The following is a 14,689-nucleotide window of genomic DNA, read 5'->3' as shown; positions in this document are numbered from 1 at the left end:
TTAAGTCTGTTTTTAGGATTAATTTTGTTTGTATACGGCGGTTGAAACCGCGTCTACACAAGGGAAGTCCGCCTCCGCGGACTGAAGAAAACAACTGAAGAAAAAAAACATAATTTTAACGGGCAAATCTTCAACCCGCGGAGGCGGGTTTTGCTTGTGTAGACGCGGTTTCCAACCGCCCGGTCTTTTAAACTCTTTCTATTTCTATTCTAGAACCTTGGGGCGACTTAAATACTTTAACTTGTGCGGGCAATCTTTCGCCCAATCCTCTAACATGGGTAATCACTCCAATTAGCCTTTCTCGCTGCCGCAATGATTCTAGAATTTGAGTGACGCTTTCGAGGGTTTCTGCATCTAAAGTGCCGAATCCTTCATCCAGAAACAAGCTACCCAGTTGAGTTCCTTGAGATAGTTTTTCAGACAAAGCTAAAGCCATTGATAGCGAAGTGGCGAAGGTTTCGCCACCGGAAAGGGTTCGCACTCGTCTAGCTTCGCCGCCATTCCAATTATCTGCTACCCAGTATTCGCCGTCTTGGTTTTTTAACTTGTACCGATTTTCGGTTAATTCTTGCAAAATCAAGGTGGCGCTGCCGACTAATTCTGCTTCTAAATGTTCTAAGATGTAGGATTGAAATTCGTTGGATTTCAGATTCTGCGCTAAGGTGTGATAGGTTTGCTCTTGTTCTGTGAAATTTGTAATTTGCTGGGACAGTCTTTCGGCTTGTTCGAGGGTTTGGGCTGCTACTTGAATCCACGCTAAAAGTTCGGCGCGGTTGTTGTTGGCTTGTTTGAATTTTTCTTGGGCGGCGTGTTTTGCCGATCGCACTTGTGCTAATATATCTTCATCGGTAGTCCTGCCTGCGATCGCCTCGCTTAAATCCTTCGCCCGCGTCTCCAACTGAATTTTTGACTCGCGTACACACCGAATCGCATTTTCCCACTGCGATTGTTCGCTAACGGGCGCCACCGCTGCTAGAAACGTCTCTTCTGTGAAATCAGCCGCTGTTAATTTTGCTAACCAATCCTGGTTTAACTGCTGTTTGCTAGCTTGGGCTTGTGCGAAAACCTCCCCCGCTTGTTGCTCTCTCTCGGCTGCTTGAATAGCAGTATTTTGAGCGGTTTGATACGATTTTTCGGCAGTTGTCAGCAGATTTGCCAACTCTTGCTTGTCTTCTGCTAAAGCTTTTGCTAAATTAGCATAGGGTTGATATTCCGTAATTTGATAAAGCGCATTCACACAACTTTGCAACTGCTGCTTCCGACGGTCTGATTCGGCGATCGCATCTTGATATTCTTGCTGTTTAGCTGCTTGAGTCGTCGCTGCAAAATTAAATCTTTGTTCGTAATTATTATATTCAAAGGATGCGAGTTGGAATTGCTGCTCGGTTTCGCGGTATTGGCGATCGCTATCTGCAAGTATAACCAACTCCTGCTGCAACTGCAAGACTTCCCACTGCGGATTTTCCAGAACTTGAGTGATTTGCTGCTGCAACTGAGCAACTCTCTTCTCTGTCAATTCCAATGCTAGAGCAATTTCTGACTGTTTTTGCTCGCAGGCAAAAACTGCGCTTTTCCCCTCAGCCACCGCCATTTGAGCAGTTGGCAAAACCTGATTTGCAGCCGCCACTTTCCGGCGCAAACCAGCAACATCGACAATCTTAGAAATCGGCAAAGCAGGGAGCAAATCGCTCTCAGGATGCACCCCCCCGCACACCGGGCAAGTATCGCCAGCATTCAGCGACATCCTGACAGCAGCAACACTCTCTAAACGCGCCGCTTCCGCATTAGCAGTTTCCACCGCTTCTAACTCGGCACTGCACTCTTTTAGCCTGATTTCTGCTGCTGCTAAATTAGTCGCAACCTGCACGTAATTCTGTTCGGCGCTGGCTTTTTCGGCGACAGATTTATTCAACTGTTCGCGCTGAGTTTTTACCTGTTTGGCAATTAGTTGAAGTTCCATCAATAAAGGTGCAACTTCCTGCAATTTTTCAAAACGCTTTCCTCCGGGCGAATACTTTTCGAGCATTGCCGCTACTTGAGTAACCCGAAAACCAGCCGCCTGAATTTTAGTATTAGCAGCTTGCAGTTCTTTATCTGCTACTTGAAGAAACCGCAGTTTTTCCTGTTGATTTTTCTGGGCGAGGGCAACTTCTTTGTCTAATTGAGTGCGCTGTTCTTCATATACTTTTGCAGCAGCCAGAGCATCTTCGCGAGCCTTAATTTGTGGTGCTAATACCTCAGATTTGGCTTTGGCTGCTTCAAATTGCTGCTGCTCTGTTGCTAGCTCCGAGCGAGCTTTAGTTAACCGCTCCCGCGCTGATAAAGCAGCACTTTCGGCAGTTTCATACTGACTGCGAGCCGATCGCAATAAAGCCCAATCTCCCTGTAAATGGTTCGCAGCTTGCGCTCTTTCTAAACGCTGTGCTAAAATTGTAATCTCGGCAGAACTAGCATTTAATTGCGCTAATTCTTGTTGCAACTCTTGCCAGCGAGTGATTTGCGAAAATAGCTGTTCTTCTTCATCCACAGCCTTCTGAGCTTCCATAACAGCGCGCTCGAACTGAGGTAATTGCTGCTCTAAAATCCAAAGTTGCGATCGTTTTAGCTCCACCTCATTCGCCGCCGGAGCGCTCAACTCAGCCAACTGTCTTTCCACCATTTCCCGTTCTTGTTTCAGCAACTTTGCGAGGTCGTTTGCTTCCTTCCGCATCTGCTCAAAAATCTCAAATCCCGCTAGCTGCCGCAAAATTTCCCGGCGTTTAGAAGTATCTCCTTTAATAAACTCATCAAACTTGCCTTGAGGCAGAATAATGGCTCTTGTAAAAGTATCAAAATCCATCCCCAAAATCTGTTCAATCGTATTTTGAACAGCAACAATACTCGTCCCCAAAGTTTCCCAATTGCCATCTTGCCAACATTCCAAAATCACCTTATTCTCGGGAGATTTCGGACGAAAACGCCATCTCCGCGTCACCCGATACTGTGCCAAACCCACAGCAAAACGCAACTGCACCTTTAAATTTTCGCTTCCTTGACTTACCAAATCAGCTACTTGTTTGCCACTGCGATTTGTCGTACCAAAAAGCGCGTAAGTCATGGCATCTAGCAGTGAAGATTTGCCCGCACCAGTAGCACCAGTAATTGCAAACAAATCGAGTTGAGAAAAATCTAAACGCTGTTCCCGGCGGAAGCTGGTAAATCCTTCGAGCAAAAGTTCTAGTGGACGCATACTGATTTTAGATTTGAGATTTTGGATTTTAGATTTCGGGATTTTTACAATTACGTTGTTCGGAGTTTTAGGGTACTTATCAAGGAGAGCATCTCACTTTTGCAAAAAAACAATTTCTTTACAGTGCTGTCCCCGCTCGAGAGTGTTTGATAGATCGCGAGCGGGGACAGCACTATAAAATCAAAACTGAGATGCTCCCCTTATCAAGTTTGTTCGCGAGCTCGCGAGCAATGGCAAAGAATTACCAATTACCCATCACCAATTACCAATTACCTATTTAATTATTAACTGGTTCTTTAAACTTCTTGTACAAATTCTGAAATTCCTCCAATACAGCGGGTTGTGGTGTCGTTCCCAAGCGGTTTTGATAATAGTTGCAGAACTCTGCTGCTGGATCGAAATTGTTGGGATCGATATTAGTGCTCTCTGTTGGTTCTAGCGGTGCATCCCGATAGCGCGGTTCAATTAACAGCGCTTGAGAACAGATTTGCCGCACGCGATCGGCTAATCCGATTTGCGGGCTATCCAATTCGACAATTACCTTCAAAAAACCAGGATGATATTGATGAGCTTCTAAAATTTGATCGAGATTGTCATTATCACATTGAAGCACTTTTAACGGTTTGTGGCAAGCCACCGGTCTAAATTCTACCTTTGCCTGACTTCCCGGCTCAACTTCGATCAAGCAAAATCCTTTTTCCTGTTCGGCTTCTCCAAAATCTAACTGAATCAAAGAACCGGAATAATAAGCAGGAGAACTCTTAGCAATCCGCTGGTGAATGTGGATGTGTCCGAGGGCGACATATTGAGCTTCTGGCGGCAGAGTTTGCGATGATAGCAGGTATTGTTCTCGCGTGTAATAAGCGACTTCGGATTTAGCCAAGCGAGCACCGTCAATGCTCATGTGTCCCATCAGCATATTCACAGTATTGTCTCGAAAATCTGTGGTTAAATTTTGCAGTAAATCTGCTACAATCTCGCGGTAATCTTGACGGCGGTTGGCGTCGCCAGAGTGCCACAGAGAATTGGCATCTAAGAGTCTTTGTTCGGAAGCAAAAGGCATCGCTCCTACGCATAGTTTACCATTTTTGGTATTCAGAGTAATGCTGCCACCGTCTGCCGATCGCCTGGGTTTACCTAAAGCGCGAACGCCGGCAAGGGATAGCAGTTGCGCGATGCTGTCGATGCGGGATGCTGAATCGTGATTGCCGGCGATCGCAATTGCGGGAATTTCGGCTGCTTGGAGTTCGCAGAAAAATTGATAGGCAATGCGCTCAGCATAGGCTGGAGGGTTGGGAACGTCAAAAATGTCACCGGCGACCAACACGGCATCAACATCGAGCTCCTTGGCTTGTTTCAATATTTGTTCTAGGGCGATCGCAATTTCAGAAGTGCGATCGATCCCTCGAAAACGTCGTCCCAAATGCCAGTCAGCAGTATGAATTATTCGCATATTACAAGGAGTCTTTTATTTATTTTAATACTTATGGGTTTCTAACAATCGTTTAGGTGTCGCTTTCTTTTTCTTGTTCTAGAATACCTCGATCGATCTCTTCAATGTGTGCCTCAGCATAAGCAAAAGCATTTACCAAATCGGCAGCACTCAGATCCGGATGACCTTCTAAAATATGAGCATCGCTAGCACCTTGACGGCGATAACTTATTAACAGCCAAACAGGAATCCGCGTTTGTCTGATACAAGCTTCGCCGCCCATTACGCCGGGAGTCTTTTGAATTTCCGACCAAAAGTTACTTAAACTTTGGGCTAAAAATTGTATAGCTTGAGTTTTTTCCTCTGGACTTAGCGCCAGGAGTTGCGGTTGTAATTCTTTTAGTGTCATGTTCGTTATTCGTACTAAGTGGTAAAAAATATATGTTTGGTGATCGTCAAACTATTCTAGCACTTGCCACCCAGATTTATTGAGCCTATTTAAGTGCCAATTGTATAGTACGCATTGCCAGCCAAGAATAGATAATAATGTAACTCATAACTTCATTCAACAAATATAAAAACGTGCCACTTTTCAATCATCCTCATTTTCTTGAATTGCTGTTTCAATCTCGTCAGGATATGCCTCAGCATATGCCCAAGCATTTGCCAAGTCAGTGGCACGCAGAGTCGGATAATCTTCTAACAGTTCAGATTCCGAAATACCTAAACGGCGAGCATTCACCAACACCCAAACAGGAATGCGCGTTTGTCTGATGCAAGCATCGCCACCGCACACGCCGGGAGTCTTTTGAATTCCAGACCAAAAGTTGGTTAAACTTTGGGCTAAAAATAGTATAGCTTGAGTCTTTTCTTCAGGAGTTAACGCCAAAAGTTGCGGTTGCAATTCTTTCAGTGTCATGTTCGCAGTTATTGAGTTCATAAATATTAACTTGTTTTGCCCTACAGGTCTTCTAGGACTGGCTAAATCTAACAGAGGTAGGGACACGGCAGTGCCGTGTCCCTACGGCTTGTGTTGCAATACACCTAATTCTAGCGCTAAATCAAAACTTCTATTCCACAGGCTTCACATCGTGAAACCGAGTATAATCAACCACCCGCCCGCCATCCGGAGTTCTCGAAATAATATCTACAAACCGCATATTCCACACAATTTCTGACGCTACAAAAGAATGTCGCGCGTGTATAGTTTGCGAAACTGTCTCGTCAATTCCCGTTAGCGTAATTACAATTTCGGCGTGCTGCTCGATCAAATCTTTGGCGGTAAGTTGGTACAAAGGACTGTTCTCATCAATTGTGTGCATTACCGTCCAAGTTAAGGCAAAAATAGGAGATTGACTCCGCATTAATTGCAAATCGTAAAAACGCCGCATATATTCTCCTTCCGATGTTACTTCGTCGCGGATTAAAGTAGCTCGCTGCTGTGCTTCTAAAATTTGGTTGAAGCGCTGATTTCCTGCGCGGTACATCAGAGTCGGAACGCCGTTGAAAGGAGCGATTATAGCTACGCGGCTGAAGATAACTCTAGCGGTTGCTCGAGAAAATCTTGAAAAAGCCAGTCCCGTCACCATTGCGACTCCCCACAAACCAAAAAACGCTTCGATCGCAACTATAGTATTAGCGTACTCGGTGCGCGGATACATGGCACCGTAGCCGATTGTCGCCATTGTTTGCACGCTGAAATAAAAAGCATCTTTGAATGAACCAGGCCGTGCATTAGCAATGCAATCTCCTCCCGCTAAGTAAGCTAAGGCAAATAAAGAATTTGTGAGTACATACGACAGACAAATCAGCATGAAAAATTGTGGCCAAGAAAGAGTTAGCAGCCTGTGATATAGATCGGCAAAATGCAGGCGAGGTACTCCCAATTTGACAACACCCAAGGTGAATTGTCCTTTGCGATTGACTAAACGAGCCTGTGGCGGGCGGTTGCGGTGAATTTTCATTGCGATTTGTAACTGTGGCTGTGTCAAATTGTAACTATTGCTTGGAGCGGGAAAACTTATCCTTTAGACTGATGTCTAATTCCAAAAATTACGATAAAAGCGGAGTTTTAGAAATGCTTGAGCTTAACTGGCATGACAATCTGGTGATCGTTTCTTTTGTCGCTGCTATTGCGGGTCTAGTCGTGCTGAGCGATAATGCCTCCTCTGACGGGGCTGACGATTCCCTAGGGGATAGCTTCGCCGCGCGTACTTTGAGCGAAGAAATCCTGATCAAGATGAGCTTTACTTACTGGATAGTTTACTGCATATCTGTTTTCGGGCTGAAACTTCACTTGCCAGAGGATAGCTGGTTGTTGCTGAGTTTGAAGCTGACTACTGTTCTTTCTTATTTGTTGACTGCTTCTAGCATCCTCAGCCTGCCGCTGCAACGCATGGCTGTCAGACAAGTTGAAGAGTGAAAAGAACAGGTTTGTAGTCAGGACTTCAGTCCTTCCGGTTGGAGTGAAGAAGGACTAAAGTCCTCACTACAAACTTAATTAATAGTTTTGAATTTTCTATTGTGAGACTGCTTGGTGAGTCGGCGCAGCCCGATTAGGAATAAAAGCTCGATCGAGCTTTTGACTGGTGCCGGAGTCCGGCAGGGGTTTAAACCCCTGCCTCAAAGCTAAAGTCGGTTAAAACCGACTCTCATATCAAATGCGGTGAGTTCGTCCCCATCGCGATCGCACAATCACGATTTAAAGCCCTTAGAGCTTTTCTTTTTGTCCTGCGGCTTGGACTTTGACTTGTGAACTTCGCCTAAAGCTTCCTGAAACAAGTTGTGCAGGTGCAGGGGAACGCTAGCGATTTCCGGGAGTTCGGGTTCTAAGGGTTTTTTATACTCTTGCAGTAGGGAATCTAAATCGGTCTCGATCTGAAAGTCTGTGCGCTGCAATACTGTTTGCAAGATTTGTGATAATTTCGCTGGATTAACTTTAGCTAACCGCCACCAAATCCAGGCATTAATTGCCGGATCTTCTAGATAGCTGCGAACCATTTTCTCGTAACCGGGAATGGTGGAAAAGTCCTCGGCTGCGAGCATTTCGGTAAACTGGCTGTAGTTAGACAAAAAGGTTTGTCCCCAGCGGGAATGAGAAAGCGCTGTCACCTTTTCGGCTTTTTTGAAGCGATCGGGCAATTCGACTTTCGGCGTTACCATTTTTGAACTCGCATTGCTGTCGATCGCCACCTCAACTGCTTTAGTATCGGCGCCTGCTGCTGCGATCGCGACTGCTTTGATTTCTTCGGGATCGATTCCGGCATCTTCAACGATATCCGCGAGAGATTTACTTTGATCGATGCCGATATCAGCGAGGCGTTTTTTAGTCATTACCTCCTGAAATTCGCCCAACTGTTTGTTGAGGTGATATCCCGATAGCGTCACTTCGTCGCCGCCAAAAAATTCGGTAAAATCGTCGTGATACTGTTCTACCGACTTCCAAGCTTGCTCTAACAGTTCTGGGGCGTCGCTGTACAGGTTATTTTTGTAATTTTGCTTGAAATTGCCGATCGCCACCGCCAACTTCGGCTTGCCCAATTTCCCCATGGGAATCGGAGGCCCTGAGAGTATCCACGCCTCATCGGTGAGAGGCGCAATCCGAACCCGCAAGATTTCTCCTAACTTAAAGCGAGACATTTCTGGGAGGAAATTAGCGCTGTTGGGCTTGACATTGTAGTGCTTCGCCGTCAGCCAGTTTGTCACCTCGAAGCTGTCAGGGGAAATTTGAGTAATTTCAAACAAGCCGGTGAAGCTTTTTTGACCCCAACTTTTTAGCAAACTGATCTCGCCCTCGGTTAAATCGGGCTGACTTTCGACAAAAAGGTCGATCGGCGTTTTGTTTCCGACTTTACCTTCGACTGTAAAACTGTCAATTACCTGATTTTGTTGAGCAATATCGTAGCGCTCGCCCGTCGAGCGAATTGCGGCAAAAGCTTCTAAAGCTACCGCCAACTCTCCCTCAGCATCCAGCACAAAGTCAATTAAATTTTGCTTGAGTGTCCAAGCTCTTTCCAACATTGCATCCACAAGTTATACCGATTTTGAATGAAAGGATTTAGATTCTTAACAATTATCGGACTTGAAGCAACCGACGCTTTACGCTCCGGCTGGGATAGAATGGCGCAGATTGCGAAGAATGACCGAAATATGCGATCGATGCCTGAGTCCTGAATTAGTTTAATTTTAAGCCTAATATTCAAAAAATAATGTCCATCTCAAACTCCGTTGTTAATAAGTTTTTTTGCACCCCCAGCCGGAGGGTGCATCTCACTTTTGTTTGAAGAGGGCGAAGCATGACCGCATATAAGTTATTAGTTATATCTCATATTCACTGCGGTCATGCTTCGCCCCTACAGATATATTTTCTTGCACAAGCCGCTGCACCCCCAGCCGGACAACCAACCGCGCACAAATCTTGCTTTCTGAAAAAAGCGATTTCAACGCAGCCGAAAAATACCCCTCCCGATGTAGAGAGGGTCTAAAAATCCCCAATAACTTTGCTAAACTCGCCTTGAAAATAGTGTCATATCATCTCCGCTCGATTACTATAAAAAAACAGTTCGTAGTGCGGACTTCAGTCCGCAATCCGGCTGCGGACTTAAGTCCGCACGTGCGTTCCTTACCCAAACACTTCGCTGCATTCAGCAGCGCTGGTACAAAACTCCCGCACGATCGAGTTTATGTGCATCCTAGACTGAAAAATACCAGCAAAATGCTTTGATCAATCCCAAATCGAAAATCGAAAATCCTCTCTTCCCCCGAATTTATCCGTGGGGTCGCCTCTAAAATCTAAAATCTAAAATCTAAAATCGATTGACTCAATGTTTGTCCAAGAGCTTTTAAAACCCGCTTCATATCAACGTCTCCTCGTATTTTGTCGCAAAAATTGTCGTGTTTGTTTTCCCGATCGGGCGATCGCGCGTCAAGAACCTTGGTTGAAGCGCCATCTTTGTCGCAGCTACCAAAGAGCGATCGAGCGAACAGAGATATTTATCGTGATGTGCAACATATTAAGCTCCTGCTTGTTACCATTACTTCTACCAAAAGATAGATTAGTTAAACAAGCGGAACTCATCTTTTATGAGGTTGTCTGAGGGGCGATCCCCATTCCTACAAAAAACCCATCTAGCGGTTTTCCTATCAATTTCAAACCCTTACTCTTCTCTTCTGGGTCTTTCTATAGCAATCCTAATTGATTTGCTAGTCCTAGAAATCCTGAAATCCTTGTTCAACAAGGAGTCTCGCAAGACAAAAAGGTTTTTATCTTGTGCCAATCCGATCTGATTGCTATAGGTGGAACAGGCGTCTCGCCTGTCCTTCTTAGGTTCATCAAAAAAAGCCCCTTGACCAAACATCAAAACTTGCATAAATACCCGATCGAACTACAAGAAAACCTGCTCTATGTTGAGGTTTCGGTTCTGCATAGCTCCTTCAAACAGCTCAGTAGAAAGAGCCTGTTCTACCGACCAAACCCCCGGTTTTGTCAGTTTGCCCTCTAACATCAATTGAGCAATGCTGCCAGTACCGATGCCCGTTGCTGTGGCAGCATTCGGGTGTACCGCTGTCGATCGCACTTTTGCGGGTTGACCGTTTTTGATGCCGCTCACTTGCGATCGCACAGCCACGCCCACACCGCTAAAATTATTGGTAACAGCAGTCATCCCGTAGCTGACATAAGACAAAAACTCAATGACTGAATTATTTTTCAGCCAGCTATCCGGCCAGTATTTAGCAACAAACCAGGTAAGGTGATTGTAAAGGTCGGGAGAAGTGCCAAATTTAGTAATAACTGTTTTGACTGGGAAAGTTTCGGGCAAAGTAATTGCTTCCGGCATATCGAACCAGTAAACGCCTGTTTTGCCGTAGGGTGCTGGAAATTCTATCGTTTCGCGATCGGTGTAGGGTTTGATTTGCTGTAGTTTGCCATCAACCAAAACATCAAAAGGAGTTTGCAAACCCAAAAAAGTAGTACGCATGACGGTAACGCCAGCACCCCCAGAACCGCCGACAACATAACTCAAATGAATGTGTTCTGCGGTATCTAACTGCTCCACATCTCGGCGCACCATGCTGTTAGAAACCCCCGGAAAAATGCCCGTATTGATAATCGCTGTCACCCCGGCATTTTTAGCAAGTTCCCGGCAGTCTAAAGCTCTCCGAGTAAAACTGCGACTGTCGCTGACATCGGTATAATTAACACCTGCTTCGATGCAAGTTTTCAGCACGCCCGCATCTCGGTAGTGAAAAGGCCCGGCACAGTGCACGACGAGGTTAGAGGATGAAACCGCTTGGCGCAGAGCAGCACTGTCTGCTAAATCTAAAGCTAAATAGCGCGATCGATCCGACGGCAACTCTGCTGGAAGAGAGCCATTGGGATCGCGTCCGGTAACAGTAATTTCTGCGTCGGTATAGGTGAGAATATCTTGGGCAACGCTGCTGCCAATTCGTCCGCGCCCGCCGACAATCAAAACTCGGTTTGCCATCGCTCAAAAAAGGGTAACGCCATCTTTCACTATGTCAACTTTTGGCAGGTCTTTTCATCCACATAAAGTATGACTTTATGATAACTGATATCTCGCACCAATATCCATAACCCCAGAAGGGCGGTGAAAACCAATAAATCAAACTAATTACAGACAAGTTAAATAAACCTCCACCAAAGTAGAAAATCCTTTATTGACAAGGTTTGATATCTGAGTTAAAATGTAATCATATATGAACAGTCCGTAATATTTTTGATAATTCCTTATAATAAACCTAAAATAAAACACTATGACATCTGAAGGTAATGTAGCTGATACGGGTATTGTAGAACAAGCTAAACAACTAATCGCCGAAAAAAGAGCATCAGATATGCCTGAAGCACTCGAAATATTGAAACAGCAAGCTAAACGCGATAAAGATAAAGAAAAAATGGAAAAAATTAAAAGCACCCAGAAATTCTTTGGTGACAGACATAGCCGATCCAGCGGCAAAAAGAAGAAGACCAAAAGGTAAGCTGCTCAAAGAAATATCTCCCAAAATTAGTCTGCAATTAGTGTAGTACCACGAAATTCAGAGAGTTTTGGGGGATGTCGAATTACTCACACTTATTCATTTTGATACTTGCGTAATGCCATTCAATCTAACTGACTAAGTGTGAAAATAACCTAGGCTGGAAGCACTAAAATTTAGGGAGGTGCAAAAATTATGGATAAGCTGACAACTGAAACACTGCTAGATTATTGCGATTCAGATGATTATACCCTGCAAACAGAAGCATTGATACAGCTTGTAGATGCAGAAGTTTATGAAGCTGTACCGAAGATATTAAGATTGCTAAAATCCGCCGATGAATCAATTAGAGCTGAGGCAGCCGAGGCATTAGGTTATCTCGGTTCAGAGGAAGTAGAGACAGTTGGCATTGCATTAATGCCTTTGCTAAACGATCCTGAAGAACTGGTTAGGTCTGAAACAGTGGAGGCACTGGGAGAACTTGGTTATAGTCCTGCGGTTGTACCGATAGAATATATTCTCAGAAATGACCCTTCAGCACTGGTTCGCGCATCAGCAGCAGAAACTCTTGGATATTTAGAAGAACCATCAGCTATAGAAACTCTGGAGCTTTCACTGCTTGATGTTGATGAAGATAAAGCAGTTAGAGGGTATGCTGCTAATTCGATCGGGCTTTTAGGTACGCCGCAGCTATTGCCAAAACTGGAAGAGTATCTAAACTCGGAACTTCCTTTATCAGTAAAAGCTGAATTGCTGGGAGCGCGGTACTGGTTGGGCGCGAAAGAAGATATCGAGAAGCTATTGAGTTTGTTGGATAATGCTGATGAATATTTAGCAACGATCATCCTGAATATTTTAACAGATTTGACCGAACGGGAGGAGCAGCCAACATTGGCGAAAGATGCTCCCGATTTAGAAAGGGTGTTAAGTGCGATCGCAAATCGTTTTCCCCTCACAGGGAATCAACCCGAAAAAATTCTCGCACTCGCACACTGATAAATTAATACAAATAAACGCAGATGTAATTCATCTGCGTTTATCTGCGTTCATCTGCGGTTAAAAATCTTACTTCTAATTAATCCGAAACACCGACTTAGCCGTCGATTTCAGAGAATTAGCCGCATCGCTCAAGGTTTGCGCGATCGGCTGCTGCGAGTGCATGAACACGCGAGCAGTATTGCGTCCCGGCATCCCCGAAATCGAGCCGCCTGGGTGCGTACCCGCACCGGTGAGGAACAAACCGTCGATCGGCGTTTTGTAATTCGCCAACTCGGGTAACGGACGGAAAAATATCATCTGATCCAGCGTCATGTCAACGTGGTAATAATTCCCCTTCAGCGCCCCCAAACGCTCTCCCAATTCCGCCGGACTTTCCACGCGGCGGCCGATAATTGAGTTCTTGATATTGGGTGCGTATTCTGCTAATTTGTCAATGCAGCGATCGGCAACTTTGTTTTTCAGCTCGTCCGTCCAACCCGTACCGTGCTGGCCGGTTCCTTCAGCATTTTCGATTTGGTAAGGAGCAAAAAATTCAATCCAAGCCGTATGGTGTCCGGGGGGAGCCATTGACGGGTCTCGTACCGTCGGAAACACGACATACATCGACGGATCGGAATCGGGGATTTTGCCGATCGCAGGCTGAGTATGAGCAATTTCCACGTGTTTCACCGAATCAGCAATCAAAACAGAACCCATTAAATATTCGTCTTTATGGTTCCAGCGATCGAACTTCGGTACTTCATTGAGAGCTAAATCTATTTTCAGAATTGTCTCATTGTTATTGACAATTTTGCGCTCCAATCTTTCCCGCAAATTCGGATCGGCACTGTCAACATCGCTATCATCCATCAAGTGCAGAAACAAACGCTTCGCATCAATATTAGAAATGACGCCTTTAGTAGCTCGATATTCTGTGCCGCCTGCAACTCTAACACCGACAGCGCGGCCGTTATCAACTAATATTTTCTCGACGTGCTGGTCAGTAAGTATAACACCCGCATAGCTTTTCACTAAATTGACCAGCGCTTGCACCAATGCACCCGTTCCTCCGCGCGGCCTCGCCATCCCAGGATTGTGGCGCATTGCCATCATAATTGCGCCTACAGCAATGGTTTTTTGTGAAGGAGGCGCGCCCAACTCTGCGGCCAGTCTTGCCAAAGGTGCTTTCAAAAATTCCTCATCAAACCACTCGTTGAGAATGTCCTCAGCGCTGGTAATCATCGTGCGAATAAAGTCCAGCGTTTTGTCTGGGGAACCGATGACTGAAAATAAGTCTTTGAGTTTGGCAATATCGTAGTTGCCGGCAATATCTATGATGGATTTTGGCGGCGCGTTAAACATCGGAATCATCGCGCTTAAAGCGCGCTGCCAAAAATCTGTATATTCGGCATATTTTTTCGCATCGCGTTCGTTGTAGCGGGCAATTTCTGCACAAGTTTTTTCTACGGAACCGTGCGCCAAGAAATATTTGCCGTCTGGATGCGGACAAAACGCCACTGGATCGCAGTAAAGATATTCTAATCCGTATTTTTCCAGTTCTAACTCTTCTACAACTGGCCCTAAATGGATAAATTCGTGGTCGATCGCGCACAAGTTGAATTTAAAATCTGGTAATTCGGGAATCGCAGCTTCGGTAGTCGCGGCGCCACCGGGAACGGAACGTTTTTCTAACAAAAGAACGGTATATCCGGCTTTGAGGAGATAAGACGCACAGACAAGCCCGTTGTGACCTGCTCCTATGATAATCACGTCATACGTTTGCATAGATGAAGCTTTGGGATAGGATGTTTTTCTCATTTTACAAATGTTAACAACTTTGCGGGCTCTATCAATAGAAATAGATTCATCTTAAGAGATTAGTTTGAGCATCTTACAAAAGATGGAGTTCTTACCTAGTGCTGCTGTGCGATCGCCTTTATTTATTCTTGAATTTACCATAAAGAATTGGTTTAAAGCCCCAATCCCGATCGGGATAAATTAAAATCAGACTATTCATTACTCCAATCCTCTTCCTTCCAGGTAGAGGTAGCTGT

The 14,689-nt window shown here is 45.1% G+C and carries 12 protein-coding genes; 4 read left to right on the top strand and 8 right to left on the bottom strand.

The window, feature by feature from the left end:
- Window positions 1-187 precede the first annotated feature (187 nt).
- The 5 genes from JGK36_RS19190 to JGK36_RS19170 form a co-directional block, all read right to left on the bottom strand.
- Window positions 188-3,229, bottom strand: a complete 3,042-nt coding sequence (locus JGK36_RS19190) for an SMC family ATPase (protein ID WP_293197358.1) — start codon at window positions 3,227-3,229, stop codon at window positions 188-190.
- A gap of 277 nt (window positions 3,230-3,506) precedes the next feature.
- On the bottom strand, window positions 3,507-4,682 hold the full coding sequence (locus tag JGK36_RS19185) for an exonuclease SbcCD subunit D (protein WP_293197356.1): 1,176 nt from the start codon (window positions 4,680-4,682) through the stop codon (window positions 3,507-3,509).
- Between the two features lie 52 nt (window positions 4,683-4,734).
- Window positions 4,735-5,070 (bottom strand): DUF433 domain-containing protein, encoded by a 336-nt coding sequence (locus JGK36_RS19180; protein WP_293186015.1) that lies wholly within the window; start codon window positions 5,068-5,070, stop codon window positions 4,735-4,737.
- 183 nt (window positions 5,071-5,253) lie between these two features.
- Window positions 5,254-5,580 carry a DUF433 domain-containing protein gene (locus tag JGK36_RS19175; protein ID WP_293186036.1) on the bottom strand — a complete coding sequence of 109 codons (327 nt, stop codon included), beginning with the start codon at window positions 5,578-5,580 and terminating at the stop codon, window positions 5,254-5,256.
- 151 nt (window positions 5,581-5,731) lie between these two features.
- A complete protein-coding gene (locus tag JGK36_RS19170; RefSeq protein ID WP_293186013.1) occupies window positions 5,732-6,625 on the bottom strand; it encodes an ion channel in 894 nt (297 codons plus the stop codon).
- Window positions 6,626-6,696: 71 nt separating this feature from the next.
- Between JGK36_RS19170 and JGK36_RS19165 the strand changes: the two genes are divergently transcribed.
- The gene (locus JGK36_RS19165) at window positions 6,697-7,083 is read left to right on the top strand and encodes a hypothetical protein (RefSeq protein ID WP_293186011.1); all 387 of its coding nucleotides are present in this window, start codon (window positions 6,697-6,699) and stop codon (window positions 7,081-7,083) included.
- 272 nt (window positions 7,084-7,355) lie between these two features.
- Here JGK36_RS19165 and JGK36_RS19160 read toward each other — a convergent pair whose 3' ends face one another.
- A complete protein-coding gene (locus JGK36_RS19160; RefSeq protein WP_366035294.1) occupies window positions 7,356-8,681 on the bottom strand; it encodes a hypothetical protein in 1,326 nt (441 codons plus the stop codon).
- An 803-nt stretch (window positions 8,682-9,484) separates the two neighbouring features.
- On the opposite strand from JGK36_RS19160, the gene JGK36_RS19155 reads away from it, so the two are divergent.
- Window positions 9,485-9,757, top strand: a complete 273-nt coding sequence (locus tag JGK36_RS19155; protein ID WP_293197353.1) for a hypothetical protein — start codon at window positions 9,485-9,487, stop codon at window positions 9,755-9,757.
- Between the two features lie 288 nt (window positions 9,758-10,045).
- Here the strand turns inward: JGK36_RS19155 and JGK36_RS19150 are convergent, their stop codons facing one another.
- A complete protein-coding gene (locus tag JGK36_RS19150) occupies window positions 10,046-11,146 on the bottom strand; it encodes a saccharopine dehydrogenase NADP-binding domain-containing protein (RefSeq protein ID WP_293197351.1) in 1,101 nt (366 codons plus the stop codon).
- Between the two features lie 289 nt (window positions 11,147-11,435).
- Between JGK36_RS19150 and JGK36_RS19145 the strand changes: the two genes are divergently transcribed.
- Together JGK36_RS19145 and JGK36_RS19140 are read left to right on the top strand one after the other, a co-directional pair.
- Window positions 11,436-11,660 carry a polymorphic toxin type 34 domain-containing protein gene (locus JGK36_RS19145; protein ID WP_293197349.1) on the top strand — a complete coding sequence of 75 codons (225 nt, stop codon included), beginning with the start codon at window positions 11,436-11,438 and terminating at the stop codon, window positions 11,658-11,660.
- A 192-nt stretch (window positions 11,661-11,852) separates the two neighbouring features.
- On the top strand, window positions 11,853-12,653 hold the full coding sequence (locus JGK36_RS19140; RefSeq protein WP_293197347.1) for a HEAT repeat domain-containing protein: 801 nt from the start codon (window positions 11,853-11,855) through the stop codon (window positions 12,651-12,653).
- A gap of 75 nt (window positions 12,654-12,728) precedes the next feature.
- On the opposite strand, the gene crtO is transcribed toward JGK36_RS19140, so the two are convergent.
- The gene (gene crtO / locus JGK36_RS19135; protein WP_293197345.1) at window positions 12,729-14,420 is read right to left on the bottom strand and encodes a beta-carotene ketolase CrtO; all 1,692 of its coding nucleotides are present in this window, start codon (window positions 14,418-14,420) and stop codon (window positions 12,729-12,731) included.
- Between the last annotated feature and the right edge of the window lie 269 nt (window positions 14,421-14,689).

Origin of the sequence: Microcoleus sp. PH2017_35_SFW_U_B (assembly GCF_020737865.1) — a bacterium.
Lineage (GTDB): Bacteria > Cyanobacteriota > Cyanobacteriia > Cyanobacteriales > Microcoleaceae > Microcoleus.
This window is presented reverse-complemented; position numbering and strand designations above follow the sequence as displayed.